This window comes from Streptomyces sparsogenes subsp. cuspidosporus, assembly GCF_039532705.1.
Taxonomy (GTDB): Bacteria; Actinomycetota; Actinomycetes; order Streptomycetales; family Streptomycetaceae; genus Streptomyces; species Streptomyces sparsogenes.
The window spans coordinates 1-19,855 of the sequence record NZ_BAAASD010000081.1 but is presented as its reverse complement, the minus strand read 5'-3'; the positions used below and the strand labels follow the sequence as shown (position 1 = coordinate 19,855).

Below are 19,855 nucleotides of genomic sequence, written 5' to 3'. Positions count from 1 at the left end.
GGGGGGGGGGGGGGGGGCGTACGTGGTGTGGGGTGGGAGGGGCCAGTAGGGCGGGGGCAGCGTGGACGGGTGGGGGCGGGGGAGCGGGCGGCGGGGAAGGGGGACGGACAGGGCCGCGTGGGCGAGGGGGGGTTGGGCGGTTTCGCGGTGTTGCCACAGGCGGTCCAGGAGCTCGCGCTCGCGGGTGGTGAAGTCGGGGCCCGCCGTGCCGCGGTAGGCGCGGTGGCGGAGGAGGGCGAGGGAGGTGGCGGTCGCGGTGTAGTCGGCGACGACGCGGGCCGCGGCCTGGCCCTGGGTGCGGCGGGCCAGGTCGCGGGCTATGCCGCGGGCGCGCATGGAGGAGAGGGCGATGGGCTCCGGCGGGGTGAGCCAGCCGGCGGCCTGGTAGGCGGGGAGCTGGGTGCGTATGGTGCGCAGCTGGTTGTTGCGGGCCCAGATGACCAGCCAGGTCAGCAGGCCGAAGACGGGGACCATGAAGAGGGCGTAGACGGCGAGGAAGCCGTAGCCGCCGAAGGTGGCGGAGCCGTTCCAGACGCCGTGCAGGACCATGGCGCCCAGCAGGGCGGCGAGGGGGACGAGGGCCCGGCGGGCGCGCTGGTGATGGGCGGCCGCGGCGGCTATCCCGAAGCCGATGCCGGTGGCGGCGGTGAAGAGGGGGTGGGCGAAGGGGGACATCACCGCGCGGATGAAGAAGGTCGCGGCGGTGGTGGATCGGATGCCCGAGTAGCCGAACTCCTGGTCGCTGACGAAGGCCGTGCCGAGGTAGAGGATGTTCTCCGTGAAGGCGAAGCCGGTGGCGGTGATGCCGGCGATGACGACGCCGTCGACGATCCCGTTGAAGTCGCGGCGCCGGAAGAGGAAGAGCAGCAGGACGGCGGCGGCCTTGGCGCTCTCCTCGACGACGGGGGCGACGAGGGTGGCGCCCCAGGCGTCGGCGTCGGCTTGGCCGGAGGGGGAGGAGTCGGCGACGGTGCTGATCAGCCACTCGGTGGCGAAGCCGTTGGCGATGATGGCGACGAGGGTGGCGGCGCAGGCGCCCCAGGCGAAGGCGAAGAACAGGTTCCGCCAGGGTTGGGGGGCGACGCGGTCCATCCAGCGGAACGCGGCTATCAGCAGGGGTACGGGCAGGATGGCCAGGCCCAGGCCCACCAGGAAGCCCTCGGTGCCGGTCTGCTGGCGGACCAGCGCCAGGATGATCAGCCCGGAGAGGGAGAGCAGGACGACCAGCGCCGTGGCGCGCACGGACTTGTTGGCCCACAGCGCGCTCAGCCGGCCGCCCCAGGAGGGGCGGGGCGGCGGGTAGGGCCAGCCACCGCCTGGGGCCGGCGGCGCGGACGGGGCGTCGGGCCACGGCTGCTGTCCGTACGCCGTGGCCGGTGGTCCGGGCTGCTGGTGCGGGGGCGGGGACTCGTGCACCTGACGACCCTAACGAACGGGGAATGGGGGACCGCGGGATTATGCCCAGCCGACAAAGGGCGCTATGTGTCGCGGCGGCGGAAGATCAGGTCGTGGACGACGTGGCCCTTCTCCAGGCCCTGGCCCTCGAACTTGGTCAGCGGGCGGAAGTCCGGGCGCGGGCTGTAGCCGCCGTCGGGCTGGGTGTTCTCGAAGTGGGGGTCGGCGGTCAGGACCTCGAGCATCTGCTCGGCGTACGGCTCCCAGTCGGTCGCGCAGTGCAGTAGCGCGCCGGGGCGCAGCCGGGTGGCGGCGAGCGCGATGAACTCGGGCTGGATGAGGCGGCGCTTGTGGTGGCGCTTCTTGGGCCAGGGGTCCGGGAAGTAGACGCGCAGGCCGGCGAGGGAGGCGGGCTCCAGCATCTCGCGGAGCAGGATGATCGCGTCGCCGTTGGCCACCCGGATGTTGGAGAGGTCGTTCCGCTCCGCGAGGGCGAGGAGATTGCCCTGGCCGGGGGTGTGGACATCGGCGGCCAGGATGCCGGTGCCGGGGTCGGCGGCGGCCATCTGGGCCGTGGCCTCGCCCATGCCGAACCCGATCTCCAGGACGACGGGCAGGTCCGGGTCGCCGAACAGCTCCCCGAGGTCGATGCGGGAGAGGCCGTCGATGTCCAGGCCCCACTGCCCCCACAGGCGGCGCAGCGCCTCGCCCTGGCCCGGGGTCACCCGGCCGCGCCGGGGGCGGAAGGACCGGATGCGCCGCTCGTGATGCGAGCCGGCGGGGTCGGCCAGGGGGCCGCCCGGGAACATCGGCTCGGCGCGGTCGCGCGGGGTCGGCAGAGTGCGCTCGGCGCGGGGCTCGGGGGCGGCGGGGTTCGCGGCGGGGTTCGCGGCGTGGTTCTCGGACACAGTGCTTCGATTCTACGGGCGGGGTCGGCGGGGGCCGTGGCCCCGAGGCACGGCGTTCTGCCCCGGGCCCTCGGGCCTGGTGTCCCCGTCCGGGCCCCGGCGCCCACGGCCGGGCCCCGGCGCTCCAGTCCGGGCCAGGCCTCGCGGCCCCGGACCCGGCGTCACAGGCGCTCCAGCACCCGCCTCGCGACCTCCCGGCCGATCGGCAGGGACGCCGTCGCCGCGGGCGAGGGCGCGTTGAGCACATGGACGATGCGGGGGGACTCCCGGATCAGGAAGTCGTCGACCAGCGTGCCGTCGGGCAGGACCGCCTGGGCGCGCACGCCCGCCGGGGCCGGTATCAGGTCGTCGGCCGTGATGTCGGGCAGCAGGCGGCGGACGGCGTCGGTGAAGGCGCGCTTGGACAGCGAGCGGTGGAGCTCGCCCGCGCCGTAACGCCAGTGGCGGCGGGCTATCCGCCAGGAGCCGGGGTACGCCAGCGTGCCGGCCAGCTCGCGCGGGTGGACCGTGTGCCAGGCGTAGCCCTCCCGGGCGAGGGCGGGCACCGCGTTGGGTCCGATGTGGACGGAGCCGTCCACGCCGCGGGTGAGGTGGACGCCGAGGAAGGGGAAGGCCGGGTCGGGGACGGGGTAGACCAGGCCGCGCACGAGGGAGGAGCGGGCGGGGACCAGCTCGTAGTACTCACCGCGGAAGGGGACGATCCGCATGCCCGGGTCGTCGCCGGCGAGCCGGGCGATCCGGTCGCAGTGCAGTCCGGCGCAGTTGACCAGGGCGCGGGCCCGCAGCACCGCCCCGTCGGCCGTACGGACCGCGACGGCCGACGGGCGCCGCCCGATGGCGCGCACCCCCGCTCCGTACCGCACCGAGGCCCCGGCGTCGCGCGCGAGGCGGGCGAGCCGGGCCGCGACCGCCTTGAAGTCGCAGATGCCGGTCGTGCCGACATGGATGGCGGCCAGGCCGCGCACCCAGGGCTCGCGCTCCTCGAGCTGGGCGGGGCCGAGCTCGCGCACCGGGATGCCGTTTTCCCGGCCGCGCTGGACGAGGGCGTGCAGCCGGGGCAGCTCCGACCGCTCCGTGGCGACGATGAGCTTGCCGGTCACCTCATGGGCGATGCCGTGCTCGGCGCAGAACTTGACCATCTCCGCGGCGCCCTGCACCGCGAACCGGGCCTTGAGGGAGCCGGGGCGGTAGTAGATGCCGCTGTGGATCACGCCGCTGTTCCGCCCGGTCTGGTGGCGGGCGGGACCGGCCTCCTTCTCCAGGACGGTCACGCGGGTGCCGGGCGCGGCGCGCGTGATCGCATACGCCGTCGACAGGCCGACGATCCCGCCCCCGATCACCAGAACATCGCAGTCCAGCGCCCTCACGTCACCACACCTCCCCACACCGCGCACAGTCCACTCACCCGACCGCCGACAACTATCATGACCCGCCCCACTGACAACGCCCCGAAACCCCGGTCGTCGGCCTTGTCGGCCTTGTCGGGCTTGCTGATCTCGTCGGCCGCGAGCCGCGATCGTGCCGCGCGGTCAGGCGATCACGCGGCCCGGCCGGCCCCGGCCGTCACGCCGGGGCCATCAGCAGCGGCCTTGCCCGCTCCCGCAGTTCGGCGACGCGCGGCTCGTCGCGGTAGGCCTCCAGGCGGTGCATCAGGTCCCGTACGTACTCGGTGGTGCGCGCGGAGGAGATGCGGTTGGCGACCTCCACGGCGCGGGTGCCCGCCGCGCAGGCCGCGTCCAGATTGCCGGACTCCAGTTCGGCCACGGCGGACACGACGAGCCGCAGCCCGTGGGAGCGGACGAACTCCTCGGTGGGCCGGGCCAGCGCCTGCTCGGTGAACCGCCGCACCTGGCGCGGCAGCCGCAGGTCGCGGTAGCACTCGGCGGCGTCGGCGGCGAACCGCTCGTGGGAGTAGAAGTCCAGCCAGGAGGGGTCGGGGTCGCCCGACCGGGAGCGCTCCAGCCAGCCCTCGGCGGACTTCAGCGCCGCGCCGCAGGCCGGGCCGTCCCCGGCCTTGGCCTGGGCGCGGGCCTCGACCAGGCGGAAGAAGCTCATGGTGCGGGCGGTGGCCAGGCCGCGGTTGCGCTCCACGGCGGCCTGGGCCAGGTCCACGCCCTCGTCGGCGAAGCCTCTATAGGTGGCCTGAAGGCTCATGGAGGCCAGCACATAGCCGCCGAGCGGGACGTCGGCCGCGGCGCGCGCGAGCCGCAGCGCCTGGATGTAGTAGCGCTGGGCGGCCTCCTGCTGGCCGGTGTCGAAGGCCATCCACCCGGCGAGCCGGGTCAGTTCGGCGGTGGCGCCGAACAGGGAGCGGCCGACCTCGTCGCTGTACGAGCCGAGGAGCAGCGGCGCCGCGTCGACGCGCAGGCACTCGGGGACCATCGACGAACGCCAGTCGCCGCCGCCGTACTTGGAGTCCCAGCGGCGCGCGTCCTCGGCGGCCTCGCGCAGCTTGGTGACGTCGCTGTGCCCGACGCGCTGGGGTAAACCGTCCACGCCGCCGCCGACTTCGGCGTCCCCCGGCTCGCGCGCGACCGACGGGTCGGCGGGGGTGATCAGCCAGCGCGACGCCGGTGTGGCGTACGCGCTGACCGCGAAGGATCCGGCCAGGCTGTGCCAGATGCCGCCGCCTCCGCGCCGACCCGCCAGATCCAGCCGGTAGAGCTCGGTCGCCGAGCGGACGGCCTGGCCGACGTCGCGCGGGAAGGCGAGGCCGACCTCGGGCGCCGGATCGGCGTCGGCGAGCCCGATCTCATGGAGTGGTACGGGCCGCCCGAGTTTGCTCCCGATAGCGGCCGCAATCAGATGGGGCGCGGCGCCTTGGGGCACCATGCCCTTGGAGACCCAGCGGGCCACGGACGTCTTGTCGTAGCGAAGCGTCAGGCCACGCTGGGCTCCGAGGTCGTTGACTCTGCGCGCCAGCCCGGCATTGCTGATCCCCGCGAGGGCGAGAACGGTGCCGAGCTTCTCGTTCGGCCCGCGTGGCTCCCTGGACATGCGCACCCCTCGACAGCACCGACGGCCGCCCCGGCATAGGCACGGGGCATTCGTAAACCCAGCGTAGTTCGCCGCATCCCGACCGTTAAGAGGTGGTGTCCCGGATGGCGAGATTCTTGTACGAACGGGCGTGCGGGACGTGACGCGTGCTCCCGTTGTGTGTGGCTGTGCGCCCGTCCGTGCGCTCTGTCTCAGGGTTCGCGGGAACGTTTCGATGGGTCCTGCGTGGGTCGGCCCGCTGTACGGAATCAGTGGGCTGGGGGACGCCGCCGCCTCATTCCCCGCGGGCGGCGGAGCGGTCCGGGAGGCGGATGCCGCCTCCCGGACTGTCGTGCGGCAGGTGCCGCACCCAAGTGCCACCCCTCAGTGGCTTACCCCGTCGGGGACTTCGTGGGCCCCTTGGCGAGCCCATGGCGAGCCATCAAGAGCGCCGCGGAAGTTTGGCCGAATCGCGCCTGTCACCCACTGCCGTGGCTCCGCGTGGCGCTCGACCGCGGCCGGGCTGCCGTGCCGGACCGGGGAGGGGGAGGCCCGGCGCGGCAGCTCCCTCGCAAGTGCCGGGGGCACGCACCGTATTGACGCCTCTGCGCCCTCGTGCGCCCTTGTGCGCCCCGCACATGGCAGCATGGGCCACGGCGGAGCGGTCCGTCGCGCCGACGGCGGTTCCCTTATGTCGCGTTCCGCGCCCGACAGGACGTGGGCTGGGATGTGGGCGGGGCATGTGCGGGACTTGGCGGGATCACGTCTTGTGATCAACCCTGTTGTTCCTGTGGTCGACTACGGTCAAGGGACATCCGGGAGATCCATGTAGTTGTCCGGTTCGATGCCGAAACCGTCGACGTGCTGTGCATGATGGCACCTACTTTCTTGGTTGCCTTCTTTCTTGGTTGCCTTGTTTGTCCACACCCTGTGGAGGCGCGATGCGGTGGTTGGTGGGGTGGAGCAGTACCGCATCGGGGCCGGACCCCGCGCAGGGCCGCGCGATCCAGCCGGTCGGTGCCCACCTCCTGTGGGCGGACCCCGATCCGCTGTGGGCGGTCGGCGACTGGCGGCCCGACGAGGTACGCGTCGTCCAGGCCGACCCCTTCTCCCGCCTCGCCGTCTTCGGCTGCTGCGGCGCCTCCGACGAGGAGCTGCGCGTCGGCCTGTTCGCCGCCCGCGGCGGCGCCCTGCGCCACCTCACCGCCTGGCCCGGCAGCTACACCGCCGTCGCCCAGGTCGGCCGCCGCACCACCATCGTCGGCGACCTGGCCGGAGCCCGGCCCGTCTTCCACACCGACTGGGGCGGCGGCACCGCGTACGCCACCGCCGCCCTGCCGCTCGCCGACCTGATCGAGGCCCAGCTCGACGTCGGCCACCTCGGCGCGCTCCTGGCCTGCCCCGACTCCCCGGAGGCGATGCGCGACGGCACCCCGTACCTGGGCGTCAGACGCGTGCCCCCGGGCCACGCGCTGATCCTGCGCGACGGCGCCCGCGACATCATCGGCTACGAGCCCACCGCCTCGCTCGCCGTCGCCGCGCCCCAAGTCGACCAGGAACAGGCCGTGGAGGGCGTACGGGACGCCCTCGTGGAGGCCGTACGGGCCAGGCTCACCGCCCCGCGCCACGCCCCCGAGACCGGCGGCGGCCTCGACCCCGGACCGGTCCCCGGCATGGGCCCCGCCGAGCGGCGCGCCGCCCGCGGCGCCCCGGCGCCCGGCATCGGCGCCGACCTCTCCGGGGGCAGCGCCTCCGCCACCCTGGCCCTGCTGGCCGCCGGACTCCCCGGCATGCCCGGCACCCTGCCCGGCACCCTGTCCGGCCAGGGCACGGAGGCGGGCCAGCGGCTCCTCGCCGTCACCTTCAACGACCTGGCCACCGCCGGCGGCGCCCGCTCCCGCGAGGCCGAGCTGGAGCGGGCCGGCGCCATCGCCGCCGATCCGCGGCTGCACCACGTCGTGGTCGCCGCGGGCGAGGAGGCGCTCCCGTACGCCGCGCTGGACAGCGGCCCGCTCACCGACGAACCCGGGCCCTCCATCGTCGTCGCCGAGCGCCATCGCCGCCGGCTCGTCGCGGGCAGCGCCGACCACTTCGTCGGCCACGGCGCCCGGCAGGCGCTCGACGCCCACCCCGCGCGCCTGGCCGACCTGCTGCTCGACCGCCGACGCCGCCACCTGCTGCGCCCCGCCACCGCGCTGGCCAAGGCCGACGGACCCACCGGCCACTCCTTCTTCGTGCCTTTCACCGTCTACCGGGCGGCGCGCAAGCTGGCCCGCACGTCCTACCGGGACGGCGTCGAGGACGCCGCCAGCCGCCTCCTGGAGCGGCGCTTCACCGACGACGGCGGCGGCGCGGCGGGCGGCAAAGGCGGCCGCGGCGTCGTCTCCGCCTCCCTCGCCGCGCTCGCCTGGTGCCGGCCCGGCCCCGCCGCGCGCTGGCTCACCGGCGAGGCGCTGGCCGAGGTCTCGCTGCGCCTGGAGGAGGCCGCGGCCCGCCCCGTCACCCTGCGGCGCCCGGGCGAGCGGCGCGCCGACGCGGCCCTGGCCAGGTACGCCGCCGACCACCGGGTGTTCGAGCAGGCCGCCGAGGTGCGCAGCCAGCGCCTGCACGCGCCCTTCCTCGACAACCAGGTCGTACGGGCCTGCCGCGCGCTCCCCGAAACGCTTCGTGTGCAACCCGGGGCGCGCGCGGCCGTGCTGCGCGCGGTCCTCGCCGGAGCGGGCATCCGCGACCTGCCGCCCGGCTGGGGAGCCCCGTCCCACGCCGCCCACGCCGCCGCCGTACGGGCCGGGCTGCGCGCCTGGGTGGGCGAGGTCGTCAGCCTCTTCGACGCCCCGCTGCTGGCCGACGCGGGCCTGGTCGAGGCCCGCGTCGTACGCAAGGCGCTGCGGGCGGCGGCGGAGGGGGAGCGGCTGCCCCTGGACGGGTTGGCCGAACTGGTCTCCACGGAGGTGTGGCTGCGGCGGCTGCTGGCCCGGCGCGGCACCTGCTGGACGGGGACGGCGGCGCCGCGGCAGCGGGCGGTGGCGGGCGGGGTGGTCCCGCGGCCGAGCTTGTAGGGGCGTGGCTGGGCTTGTGGGGGCGTGGCTGGGCTTGCGGGGGCGCGTCGCGGCTTGTGGGGGCGTGGCGCGGGGCTCGTGGGCTGGGGATGCGCTCGTGGGGGCGGGTTGTGCTTGTGGGGGCGAGGCCGTGCTTGTCGGGGCAGGGGGCGGCGGCGCGGCGCGCCAATTGGTCGTGTGTTCGCATAATTCGATCGACGCCCCGAGGACAATGACCCCGTGCGGTATCTGATCCTCGGCTCGGCCGAAGCTCGCGACGACGACGGGAACCCCCTCCCCCTGGGCGGTCCCCGGCTCCGCGCGCTCCTCACCGCCCTCGCCATGCGCGCCGCACGGCCCGCCCCCGCGCCCGTGGACGTCCTCATCGACGAACTCTGGACCGACGACCCACCCCAGGACGCGCCCGCCGCCCTCCAAGCGCTCGTGGGACGGCTGCGCAGGGCCATCGGCCGGGACGCGGTGGTCTCCTCGCCCGGGGGCTACCGCCTCGCCACCGCCGGGCCCCAGGACGTCGATCTGCTCCACTTCGAGGCGCTGACGAGGAACGGCACCCGGGCCCTCGACGCCGGAGACCCGGGGACGGCCGCCGAGGTGCTGCGGCAGGCGCTCGCGCTGTGGCGCGGCCCCGCGCTGGCCGACCTGCCGGACCGGGACGCGGCCGCGGCCCGCCCCGAGGCGCTCCGGATGGCCGCGCTGCACCGCCGTATCGACGCCGACCTCGCCCTCGGTCGCGCGGCGGACGTCATACCGGAGCTGCGCGGGCTCGTCGTGGACCACACCCTCGACGAGACCCTCCACGCGCAGCTCATCCGCGCGCTGCACGCGTCGGGCCGTACGGCGGACGCGCTCGCCGCGTACGAGACGGTCCGCCGGACCCTCGCCGACCACCTCGGCGCCGACCCGGGCGCGGACCTCAAGGCGCTGCATGGGCGGCTGCTGTCCGGGGAGCCCGCCCCGCTCCCGGCCGGCGCGGGATCGGCCACCGTACGGCGCCCTGGTGCGGCGGGCCCGACGGCCGTCGGCGGCGGCCGCGACGCGGGTGGCGCGTACGACGACCGTGGTCCCGGCGGCGCGGCAGAGGGGGCCGGCGGCGGCGCGGCAGAGGGGGCCGACGGCGGCGCGGCGGGGCGGCGCCATCAGGGGGCAGCGGTGCCTCCGGGATCCGCGTCGGCCGGTGGGCCGTATCCCGCTCCCGGCCCTTCTGGCGCGGCCCACGACAGCGAGGGCGGCCACGACAGCGGGGGTGCCCACGACAGCCAGGGTGCCCACGCCGCGCCGGCCCCCGGAGTCGGGCACGCCCGCCCCACCGCCGAGCAGCCCCCCGGGGTTCAGGCCCTCGCTCCTGAGACGGCCCAGGGGCCGGGCTCCGCTCACGGGGGAGCCGCCCCCCGCCCTCCGTACCCCGGCCGCGACGAAGCGGCGCCGGGAGCGCCGTCCGGCGGCCCCGGCCCCGGGGCGCCGTACGGCCGGGACGCGGCCGACGCGGCGGCGCCCCACACCGCGTACGCCCCCCGGGACCCCGAAGCCCCGGGCCCGCGCCGCCCCGGCAGGCCCGCCGACCACGCCCTCCGCCCCGCCCCCGCCGGTCCCCCGCCCGCGCTGTCGCCGGACGGCGGCCCCGGGACGGGCGGGGGGCCGGGCGCCGGCTCCCGGCCGCGCGGCAACCTCCGCCCCCGGCTCACCAGCTTCGTCGGCCGGCAGACGGAGATCGGCGACCTGCGCCGCGACCTGGGCGGCGCCCGTCTGGTCACGCTCACCGGACCCGGCGGGTCCGGCAAGACCCGGCTCTCCGAGGAGGCCGCCGCGACCGTCGCGGCCGCCTACCCGGACGGGGTGTGGGTGGCCGAGCTCGCCAAGCTCGACCATGCCGCCGCCGTCCCCGGGGCCGTGCTGAGCGCCGTCGGCGACCGTGAGAGCCGCCTGCTCGCGACCGGACTCGAAGGGCGGAAGGGCGGGGCGGACGGCGCCGACCCGACCGCGCGCCTCGTCGAGCTCTGCGCCCACCGCCGCCTGCTGCTCCTGCTCGACAACTGCGAGCACGTCATCGACGCCGCCGCGCGGCTGGCCGAGACCCTCCTCGCCCACTGCCCCGGGGTGACCGTGCTGGCCACCAGCCGGGAGCCGCTGGGTGTGCCCGGCGAGACCGTACGGCCCGTGGAGCCGCTCCGGCCCGCGCCCGCCCACCAGCTGTTCGCCGAGCGCGCGGCGGCCACCCTGCCGGGCTTCGACCCGGCGCGGGATCCGGAGACGCCGGCGGCCGTCGCGGAGATCTGCCGCCGGCTGGACGGCCTGCCGCTGGCGATCGAGCTGGCCGCCGCGCGGCTGCGGATGCTGACCGCCCGGCAGATCGCCGACCGGCTCGACGACCGCTTCCGGCTGCTGACCAGCGGCAGCCGGACGCTCCTGCCGCGCCAGCAGACGCTGCGGGCCGTCGTCGACTGGTCCTGGGAGCTGCTCGACGAGCGGGAGCGCACCGTGCTGCGCCGGGCGTCGGTGTTCGCGGGCGGGTGGAGCCTGAGCGCGGCGGAGGCGGTGTGCGCGGACGCCTCGCCCGCCGCCGACCCGGGCGTCGGCACGGCGGCGTACGAGGGGGCGGCGGGGCACGGCGTGGCGTACGACCAGGCAGCCCAGGACGGCGCAGCCCACGACGGGGCAGCCCACGGGGGCGCGCCTCACGACGGTGCGACCTATGGCGGCGCACCCCACGGGGGCGCACCCCATGCCGGCGTACGCGCGTCCGCGCACCCCAACGCGTCCGGCGACCCGGGCGCGTCCGGCCCCCGCCCCCGCCCCCGCATCCACATCGCCGCCGACGAGGTGCTCGATCTGCTCGGCGCGCTGGTCGACAAGTCACTCCTGGTCGTCGACCACCCGACGCCCGACCAGGGCCCGGACGGCCCCGCCGGCGCCTCGGCCGCCGCCCCCGCCGAGGTGCGCTACCGCATGCTGGAGACCATCCACGAGTACGTCGGCGAGCGCGCCACCGAGGACACCGCCGCGCGAGCCGACCACGCCGCCGCCGTCGCCCGGCACATCGCCCACTTCCGCGACTTCATCCGCACGGCCGAGCCACGGCTTCGCTCCGCCGAACAGCTTCCCTGGCTGCACCGGGTCGAGACGGAGCTGGACAACATCCGGGCCGCCCTGTTGCGCTCCCTGGAGGCGGGCGACGAGCGGACGGTGGTCGAGTTCGTCAGGTCCATGAGCTGGTTCTGGTGGTTGCGCAACTACCGGGACGAGGGCGGGGCCTGGATCCGCGAGGCGTTGAAGCTCGGCGGAGTCCTGAGCGCTGACGACCTGGAGAGCGTGCTCGGTTCGATCCCCGAGGACGTCCCGCCCGGGCAGGACGGCGTCGACGAGGCCGCCACGCGCTACTGGGACCAGATGGACCTGCGGCTGATGCTGTTCTTCCTGAACGCCGACAACGCCGACGGCGCCACCATGGCCACCCCCGGGTTCCAGACCGCGGCCCGGCGTATCCGCGATGCCTACAGAGACCACCCCGGCCCGCGCGCCGCCCGCTTCCCCGGCATGCTGTGGCCCTTCTCCGGCTTCGTCCTCGGTGGCCACAACGCGGTCCTGCCGATGACCGACATGGCGATGGCCAACTGCCGGCAGTACGGCGACGACTGGGCGCTCGGCGTGGTGATGATGTTCCGCGTCCACGTGATCATCGACTCGCCGGGCGGGGTGATCCACGCCGAGGAGGGGTGGGCGGAGCTGCGGGAGCTGAGCCGGCGGGTCGGCGACCGGTGGATGCTCGCCCAGGTCGAGACCGCCGCCGGCGAGATGGCCACCAACCGGGGCCGTCTCGACGAGGCCCGGGCCGCCTACCGGACGGCACAGCGGCTCGCCCGGGAGATCGGCGCGCACACCGAGACACCCTTCATCACCACCCGGCTCGCGGACGTGGAACTCCACGCCGGGGATCTCGACCGCGCGGAGAAGCTGCTGGACCTCTCCGAGGAGGAGGCGGAGCGCCGCGGCACCCGGGACGTCCAGTCCTTCAACCGCTTGCTGCGCGCCCTGATCGAATTGCGGCGCGGAGACCCGGTCCGGGCCCGGGTGCTGTGGGAGGAGGCGCGGCGCGTGGGGGACCAGGCGACCCCGCCGCCCCAGTTCCGGGTGGTGCTGAACGGCCTGGACGCCCGCCTCACCGCCGAGGAGGGCGATACCCCCGGGGCGCTGCGCAAGATACGCGATGCCCTGAGCCAGGGCGGGGAGGTCGGATGCTCGGAGGTGCTGCTGGCCCAGCAGGCGGAGACCGCCGCACGCATCCTGGTGGGCTGCGGGAAGGAGCGCCTCGCCGCCCGGCTGCTGGGCGCGGCCGACGGCTGGCGCGGCGAGCTGCCGCGCACCCCGCTCCCGCGTCAGGAGGTTGAGAAGGTCGCGGCGGCCACGCACCGCGCCCTGGGCCGCGAGGCGGCCCTGGCGCTGCGCGCCGAGGGCGCGGGGCTGTCCGTCGAGCAGGTCGTCGACCTGCTCGACGCGCCGTGAACGCGCATGCATGACGCAGGCCCCCGCAGACCGCTTCCGCTCCGGGGACGGCGCGGTGTCCGTCCCAGGTCAGCGCTCCGCGCGGCGCCTCAGCTCGCCGGGCGGGACCGCAGGCCGTCCAGGAGGATGTCCAGCAGTCGCGCCGAGGCCGCCGCCTGCTGGGCCGCGTCCGGCAGGGAGGGGGCCGCAGTGGCGATGACGAGCAGCACATCGGCCACCGTCACGTCCGGCCGCAGCTCGCCCGCTTCCCGCGCCCGCTCCACCAGCTGGCCGACGACCTCCAGCAGCGCCGCCGCGCCCGCGTCGTCCGGGCCGCCGGGGACGGCGCTCGGCTGCTCCACCAGCCGCAGCTCCGGCTGGGGAGGGTCGGCTAACGCCGCCTGGCGCTGCTGCGGCACCCGGATCTCCGCCTCCGCCTCGACGCCGACCCGCAGCACCTGGGGCGGCAGCAGCCGGCCCGCGCCGGAGGCCACCGAGGTGCGCAGGAACCGGGCCAGCGCCGACCACGGCTCGTTCTCCTGGCCGAGGGCCGCCCGCGCCTGGTCGGTCAGCCGGGCCGTCTCCTCCTCCGCTATGCGGCGCACCAGGACGTCCTTGCTGGGGAAGCGCCGGTAGACGGTGCCCACCCCGACCCGCGCCCGCCGCGCGACGTCCTCCATGGGAGCCCCGTACCCCAGCTCCCCGAAGACCTCGCGCGCCGCCCGCAGCACATGCTCGAGATTGCGCTGCGCGTCCACGCGCAGCGGAGTGTTCCGGCCGCCGGTCCCGTCCGCCGACGCGACGGCTGACGACCAATGAGAACCCTGAAGCTGCATAGTGATCCCCCGGTAATGACGTCTCCCCCCGGAGACTCCCCGCCCAGAATTGCCGGGGCAGTCTCGACCCCGACAGGTAGTACGAACATAGTTGAGCACCGGTCAAGAAAGAAGGGGGTAGGTCCGGACAGATCGACCCACGTTCGGAGTACCGCACCGCCCACCCCCGCTTCCCCGGCCGCCCACCACCCCGCGCGCCCCTACTGACCTGCGCACCTTCCGTACGTCAGACCGAATGGGCGCCGGGCGCCGCCCCGGGACCGCCGGTCACACAATTCGTCGGGGCTGTGGACAAACCGCGGCTGTGCGTGCGTCATGGGAGAGTGAAGGAACCTGCGCGCATTCTCGTTGTCGGCGGCGGCTACGTCGGGATGTACACCGCGCTGCGCCTCCAGCGGAAGCTGAAGAAGGAGCTGAGGCAAGGCGACGTACAGGTCATCGTGGTCGACCCCGAGCCGTATATGACCTACCAGCCGTTCCTCCCCGAGGCCGCGGCCGGATCCATTTCGCCACGCCATGTCGTCGTGCCGCTGCGCCGCGTCCTGCCCCAGTGCCAGGTCGTGATCGGCGAGGCCACGGCGATCCACCACGGCAAGCGCACCGCGACCGTCAGAACCCTCGCCACCAAGGAGGAGGGCACCGGCTCGATCGAGATCCACTACGACGAGCTCGTGCTGGCGCCCGGCTCCGTCTCCCGCACCCTCCCGGTCCCCGGCCTGGCCGACCACGGCATCGGCTTCAAGACCGTCGAGGAGGCCATCGGCCTGCGCAACCACGTCCTGGAGCAGCTGGACATCGCGTCGTCCACCCGGGACCCCGACGTCCGGGACGCCGCCCTCACCTTCGTGTTCGTCGGCGGCGGGTACGCGGGCGTGGAGGCGCTCGCCGAGCTGGAGGACATGGCCCGCTACGCGGTCCGCTACTACCACAACATCTCGCCCGAGGACCTGAAGTGGATCCTGGTGGAGGCCACCGGCCGCATCCTCCCGGAGGTCGGCGAGGAGATGGGCAAGTACGCGGTCCGCGAGCTGCGCGGCCGCAACATCGACGTACGGCTGGAGACCCGTCTCGACTCCTGTGTGGACCGGGTGGCCGCGCTGAGCGACGGCTCGCGCTTCCCCACCCGCACCCTGGTGTGGACCGCGGGGGTCAAGCCGCACCCCATCCTGGCCTCCGCCGACCTGCCGGTGAACGCGCGCGGCCGCCTGAAGTGCACCGCGGCCCTCCATGTGGAAGGGGTGGAACACGCCTGGGCCGCCGGGGACGCGGCGGCGGTCCCGGACCTGACGGCGGAGGAGCCCGGAAAGGAATGCGCCCCCAACGCGCAGCACGCCCTGCGCCAGTCGAAGGTGCTCGCCGAGAACGTGATCGCCTCCCTGCGCGGCCGCCCGCTGAAGGACTACGCGCACAAGTACGCCGGCTCGGTGGCCTCCCTGGGCCTGCACAAGGGCGTCGCGCATGTGTACGGGCGGAAGCTGAAGGGCTACCCGGCCTGGTTCATGCACCGCGTGTACCACCTCAGCCGGGTGCCGACCTTCAACCGCAAGGCGCGGGTGCTGGCCGAGTGGACCCTGTCGGGGCTCTTCAAACGGGAGATCGTCTCGCTCGGTTCGCTGGAGAACCCGCGGGCCGAGTTCAAGCTGGCCGCCGACACCGGCCGCCATCCCGAGGCCAGTTGACGCCCGTTCCGGCGTGTCGGGGCCGTCGGGGCGGTGGCGGGAACTCCCCCTACCCGACCGGCGTCTCACGGATGTCAGTCCGGTCGGCCACACTGGACGTGTGACCATGGGTGGGCTCGTATCTGCAAAGAGTGACAATCGCGAGGATTCGGAAGTTTGCTGCATTCCCCTGGGGGCCGCCCCCCGCACCCACACCCGCACCCCTCTCCCGACCCCCGCGCCGGCGCGCCGCTCAGCCACAACCTCGCGAGGTAACCCCCGGTGAACTTCACACGCTGGAGCGCCCGGCTTCCCCGGACACAGCGACGCACCGCCGCCCGGGCCGACCGCGCCGCGCGGCGGCACCAGCCCGCGGCCGCCGCCGCCGGCTCCGTCCCGGCCGCCCGGGGCGAGCGCTCGGACGCCGCGGACCGCGGCGAGCCTCCGCCGCCGGGTGCGGCCGGCCCGGGCGCGGAGGACGGGCTGCCCGCCGCCGTCCCGACCCTCGACGGGCTGTCCGTCCATGACGTCCTCGGCCAGGTCCCGGCCCTGGTCGCGGTGGTCTACGGCCCCGATCACCGCATCGCCTATCTCAACGACTCCTATACGGCCATCTTCGGCGCCCGCACGCCCGGCTCCTCCGCCCGCCAGTCCCTGCCCGAGCTGAGGGAGCTGGGGCTGCTGCCGCTCATGGACCAGGTCCTGCGCAGCGGCCGCCCGCGTACGGTCAAGTCCCGGCGCGTCTCCGGGGCGCGGCAGGGCTACTACACCTTCACCTGCTCGCCCATCGAGATGGCCCCGCCTGTCCAGCCCGGCCCGGCCGCCCAGCCCGGCCCGCCCGCTCAGCCTGTCCAGCCCGGCCCGGCCGCCCAGCCCGGTCTGCCCGACCCGGCCGGTCTGCCCGACATGCCTGCCGCGGCCGGCCTACCCGCCCCGCCCGACCTCCCTCCGCCGGCCGCCGGACAGCCGCCGGCCGCCGGACAGCCGCCGGCCGACGAGACCCCGCTGCGCGGGGTGCTGGTCTTCGGCGCCGACGTCACCGACCAGGTGGAGGCCGCGGAGCGGCTGCGCGCCAGCGAGCGCCTGCAGCGCCAGGCCGCCGTCACCCTCCAGCGCAGCCTCCTCCCGCAGGAGCTGGAGCAGCCCGACGACCTCAGGGTCGCCGCCACCTACCAACCGGGCGGCACGGACGCCGCCGTGGGCGGCGACTGGTACGACGTCATCACGCTCGGCGCCGGCCGCACCGCCCTGGTCATCGGCGATGTCATGGGCCGCGGCGTCCGAGCCGCCGCCGTGATGGGCCAGCTGCGCACCGCCGTCCGCGCCTACGCCCGACTCGACCTCCCCCCGCACGAGGTGCTGCAGCTCCTGGACGGCCTGGCCGCCGAGATCGACGCCAGCCAGATCGCGACCTGCGTCTACGCCGTCCACGACCCGAACGAGAACCGCCTGGTCTACGCCTCGGCGGGGCATCTGCCGATCCTGGTCCGCGACCAGGACGGCACCGTGCGCCGGGCCGCCGAGCCCACCGGGCCCCCGCTCGGCACCGGCGTCTGGCTGCACACGTCGGGCTCGGTCCCCTTCGGCCCCGGCTCCAGCGCGGTGCTGTACACCGACGGCCTGGTGGAGCGGCGCGACAAGGACATCTACGAGGGCGTCGCCGCCCTCGAGCGGGTCTTCTCCGGGGCCACGGGCACCCCGCAGGTGATGTGCGACCGCCTCATCCGGGCGCTGGGCATCACCGCCGAGCACGACGACGACGTGGCCGTCCTGGTCCTCCAGCACCCCGCCCGCACCGGCCATGACGCCGAGCTGTTCCACAACGCCGCGCTGGAACTCCTCGGCGGGGTGGAGGCGGCCCCCCGGGCGCGGGCCTTCGCCTCCGGGGTCCTGGCCAGCTGGCGCTTCCCCATGGAGCTGCGCGACCTGGGCGTGCTCGCCGCCAGCGAGCTGGTCGCCAACTCGCTGCAACACGGCGTGCCCCCGATGCGCCTGCGGCTGCGCCGTACGGACCGCCGTCTGATCATCGAGGTGACGGACGGCGACGAGCATCTGCCGCGCCGCCGCCGGGCCGAGCCGGTCGACGAGGCGGGGCGCGGCATCTCGATCGTCGCGACCATCGCCTCGTCCTGGGGCTCGCGCCGCACTCCGGACGGCGGCAAGGCGGTGTGGTGCGAGTTCGCCCTCCCGGCGGGCTAGGGGACGACGCCCCCCAGCCTCGGACCGCCCGCACCTGGACCGCCCGCACCCGGGCCACCCGCACCCGGACCGCCCGCACCCGGGCCACCCGCGGCGGCCTGCCCGAGGTCAGGCCGCCGCGGTGACCGAGTCCACGGCCTCCCGCCGCTGCGCGGGCACCGGCGTGGCGGGGACGGCGCGCAGCGGGTTGTCCTGGCGGGCCGTGAGCCGCCGGCCCAGCCGCAGCGCGAGCGCCGAGATGCCCAGCGAGCAGCCGACGAGCATCGCGATGTACGCCACGTACAGCCCCGACCCGGCCATCAGGCCGCCCACCGCCGGGCCGACGGCCAGCGCGAGCTGCTTGACCAGGGCGAAACCGGAGTTGTACTGCCCGACCAGCGTCGGCGGCGCCAGGTCGGCCACCAGCGGGGCCACGGTCGGCGAGAGCATCGCCTCACCGAGCCCGAACAGCGCGTACGCCGAGATGATCGCGCCGGTCGCGACGGCCTGGCTCCCCGGCACCAATCCGGACGCGCCCGCCACCAGCCAGGCGACCGTCCACACCAGCCCGGTGAGCGCGATGACCCGGCTGCGCCGCCGCCCCTCCACCAGCCTGAGGACGATGAACTGCGCCAGCACGATGGCCATCGTGTTGGCCGCCAGCGCGGCGCCGAGCATCGCGGGCGAGATGCGGGTGACCTCCACGGCGAACGCCGACAGCCCGGACTCGAACTGTCCGTAGCAGGCGAAGAACATCACGAAGCCCAGCACGCACAGCTGCACCATGGCCCGGTTCCGCAGCATGGCCCGCCAGCCACCACCGGCGCGTTCCGCCACGGCGGCGGCGGGGTCGAGCTTGGGCGGCTTCGGCAGCCGTACGGTCGCCACGGCCGCGCCCAGCACCAGGAACATCACCGACTCGATCGCGAACAGCCGGACGAAGCTCGACGGGGCGGAGGGGTCGACCAGCAGGCCGCCGATCAGCCCTCCGACGCCGAGGCCGAGGTTGTTGAGGAAGAACTGGGTGGCGAAGGCGCGCGAGCGGGTGGTCGTGGTCGAGCACCACACGATCATGGTGGCGAGGGCGGGCTGGATCACCGCGATGCCCGCGCCGAGCAGGGCCACCGCGGCGATGACGGACGCCTCGTCGGACGCCAGGCCCATCCCCATGGAACCGAAGGCCGAAGCCACGGCACCCACCAGCGCCACCGGCAGCGGCCCACGCCGGTCGATCACCCTGCCGGTGAAGGGCAGCACGGCCAGCGCCGCGACGGCGAACGCCGCGAGCACCATGCCCGCGGTGCTCGCGCCGAGGTTCCGCACCTGCGCCACATAGACGAACAGGAACGGGACGGTGAAGCCGTTGCCGAACGCGCTCAGCGCGTTACCCAGCTGGATCCGGCGCAGCGCGGCGCCCATCGCGGTGGTCACACTCACCTGCCTAGGTCGAGAAGGAGCTCTGAAGAGGTCTGGCTGAAGAAGTCGAGGTCTGAAGGAGGACTAAGAGTCCAAGCCTCAAGACTTCAACGCTAAAGTTCGAAGCTAAAGAGTACACCTTGAAGGACTTCGAGGCGAATGGGTTACGTGCCATACTGCGCGGCATGCCTGAGACCCCCGGCCCGGCCGAGCCGAGCCTCGAGGAGCAGATCGCGGCCTACCAGCGCGAGTTCCAGGACCTGGACCCGCAGGTGGAGCAGGTCGTCAGCGCCCTCAGCCGCCTCAACCGGCGGATGAACGTCGCGTACAGCCGCCAGACCGCGACCCTGGGCATCAGCAACACCGAGTGGGAGGTGCTCAAGGCGCTCGTGCTATCCGGCGCCCCCTACCAGCTGGGCCCCGGCGACCTGGCCAAGAAGCTTGGCCTCACCCCGGCCGCGATGACCCATCGCATCGACCGCATGGCGAGCGAGGGTCTGGTCACGCGCGAACGCGACGAGGCCAACCGGGTGCGCGTCATCGTGGAGCTGACCGCCGAGGGCCGGGAGAAGTGGCTGGAGGCCATGCGGATGGCCTCCGTCTTCGAGGAGGACCTGCTCCAGGACCTGTCGAGCGACGAGCGCGGAGCGCTCGGCGAGATGCTGACCCGGCTGCTGCGCCGGGTCGAGGAGACCCAGCCGGACGCCGGCGGACGGCTGAGCGACCTGGAGTGAAACCGCACGCCGGGGGGCGGTTGACACGCCCTGGCGCGATGCGTAGTGTTCTCCGAGCTGCCACGGAGCCGTAACGGTTCTCCGGGGTAGCCACTCGCGCCGCACCGGCGGCAAACCACTACTGCACGGCCCCTCATCGGGATGGATTTCGGCGTGCCCGGAATTCGGTCCAGGAGCTCGATTATGAGCCTCCGGGGAAATCCGCTAACGTAGTGACCA

At 74.9% G+C, this 19,855-nt stretch carries 11 protein-coding genes; 5 read left to right on the top strand and 6 right to left on the bottom strand.

The genetic code is table 11. The annotated features are described in order from the left end of the window. From ABFY07_RS41505 to ABFY07_RS41490, 4 genes are all read right to left on the bottom strand, one after another. On the bottom strand, positions 1 to 1,416 hold a 1,416-nt coding region (locus tag ABFY07_RS41505), incomplete at its 3' end, for a PrsW family intramembrane metalloprotease (RefSeq protein WP_428837106.1). Between the two features lie 62 nt (positions 1,417 to 1,478). Then, positions 1,479 to 2,303, bottom strand: a complete 825-nt coding sequence (gene trmB / locus ABFY07_RS41500) for a tRNA (guanosine(46)-N7)-methyltransferase TrmB (protein ID WP_428837105.1) — start codon at positions 2,301 to 2,303, stop codon at positions 1,479 to 1,481. Positions 2,304 to 2,464: 161 nt separating this feature from the next. Continuing rightward, a complete protein-coding gene (gene lhgO, locus ABFY07_RS41495) occupies positions 2,465 to 3,670 on the bottom strand; it encodes an L-2-hydroxyglutarate oxidase (protein WP_346179423.1) in 1,206 nt (401 codons plus the stop codon). A gap of 196 nt (positions 3,671 to 3,866) precedes the next feature. Next, a complete protein-coding gene (locus ABFY07_RS41490) occupies positions 3,867 to 5,300 on the bottom strand; it encodes an NsdA family TPR-like regulatory protein (RefSeq protein WP_346179422.1) in 1,434 nt (477 codons plus the stop codon). Between the two features lie 920 nt (positions 5,301 to 6,220). Here ABFY07_RS41490 and ABFY07_RS41485 point away from each other — a divergent pair. Continuing rightward, positions 6,221 to 8,338 (top strand): asparagine synthase-related protein, encoded by a 2,118-nt coding sequence (locus ABFY07_RS41485; protein ID WP_346179421.1) that lies wholly within the window; start codon positions 6,221 to 6,223, stop codon positions 8,336 to 8,338. Between the two features lie 219 nt (positions 8,339 to 8,557). After that, on the top strand, positions 8,558 to 12,835 hold the full coding sequence (locus ABFY07_RS41480) for a BTAD domain-containing putative transcriptional regulator (RefSeq protein WP_346179420.1): 4,278 nt from the start codon (positions 8,558 to 8,560) through the stop codon (positions 12,833 to 12,835). An 89-nt stretch (positions 12,836 to 12,924) separates the two neighbouring features. Here the strand turns inward: ABFY07_RS41480 and ABFY07_RS41475 are convergent, their stop codons facing one another. Further along, positions 12,925 to 13,650 (bottom strand): TetR/AcrR family transcriptional regulator, encoded by a 726-nt coding sequence (locus ABFY07_RS41475; protein ID WP_065962701.1) that lies wholly within the window; start codon positions 13,648 to 13,650, stop codon positions 12,925 to 12,927. A gap of 323 nt (positions 13,651 to 13,973) precedes the next feature. On the opposite strand from ABFY07_RS41475, the gene ABFY07_RS41470 reads away from it, so the two are divergent. Together ABFY07_RS41470 and ABFY07_RS41465 are read left to right on the top strand one after the other, a co-directional pair. Beyond that, positions 13,974 to 15,329, top strand: a complete 1,356-nt coding sequence (locus tag ABFY07_RS41470) for an NAD(P)/FAD-dependent oxidoreductase (RefSeq protein WP_346179419.1) — start codon at positions 13,974 to 13,976, stop codon at positions 15,327 to 15,329. A 261-nt stretch (positions 15,330 to 15,590) separates the two neighbouring features. Next, the gene (locus ABFY07_RS41465) at positions 15,591 to 17,507 is read left to right on the top strand and encodes an ATP-binding SpoIIE family protein phosphatase (RefSeq protein WP_346179418.1); all 1,917 of its coding nucleotides are present in this window, start codon (positions 15,591 to 15,593) and stop codon (positions 17,505 to 17,507) included. Between the two features lie 108 nt (positions 17,508 to 17,615). Here the strand turns inward: ABFY07_RS41465 and ABFY07_RS41460 are convergent, their stop codons facing one another. Continuing rightward, positions 17,616 to 18,917 carry an MFS transporter gene (locus tag ABFY07_RS41460; protein ID WP_346179417.1) on the bottom strand — a complete coding sequence of 434 codons (1,302 nt, stop codon included), beginning with the start codon at positions 18,915 to 18,917 and terminating at the stop codon, positions 17,616 to 17,618. A gap of 170 nt (positions 18,918 to 19,087) precedes the next feature. Between ABFY07_RS41460 and ABFY07_RS41455 the strand changes: the two genes are divergently transcribed. Then, positions 19,088 to 19,636 carry a MarR family winged helix-turn-helix transcriptional regulator gene (locus tag ABFY07_RS41455; RefSeq protein ID WP_346179416.1) on the top strand — a complete coding sequence of 183 codons (549 nt, stop codon included), beginning with the start codon at positions 19,088 to 19,090 and terminating at the stop codon, positions 19,634 to 19,636. Positions 19,637 to 19,855 lie beyond the last annotated feature (219 nt).

Bases quoted from the DNA above. Each gene is read 5' to 3' on its own strand.
- ABFY07_RS41490 (WP_346179422.1), bottom strand. From the start codon at position 5,300: ATGTCCAGGGAGCCACGCGGGCCGAACGAGAAGCTCGGCACCGTTCTC.
- ABFY07_RS41475 (WP_065962701.1), bottom strand. From the start codon at position 13,650: ATGCAGCTTCAGGGTTCTCATTGGTCGTCAGCCGTCGCGTCGGCGGAC.
- ABFY07_RS41455 (WP_346179416.1), top strand. From the start codon at position 19,088: ATGCCTGAGACCCCCGGCCCGGCCGAGCCGAGCCTCGAGGAGCAGATC.
- ABFY07_RS41485 (WP_346179421.1), top strand. From the start codon at position 6,221: ATGCGGTGGTTGGTGGGGTGGAGCAGTACCGCATCGGGGCCGGACCCC.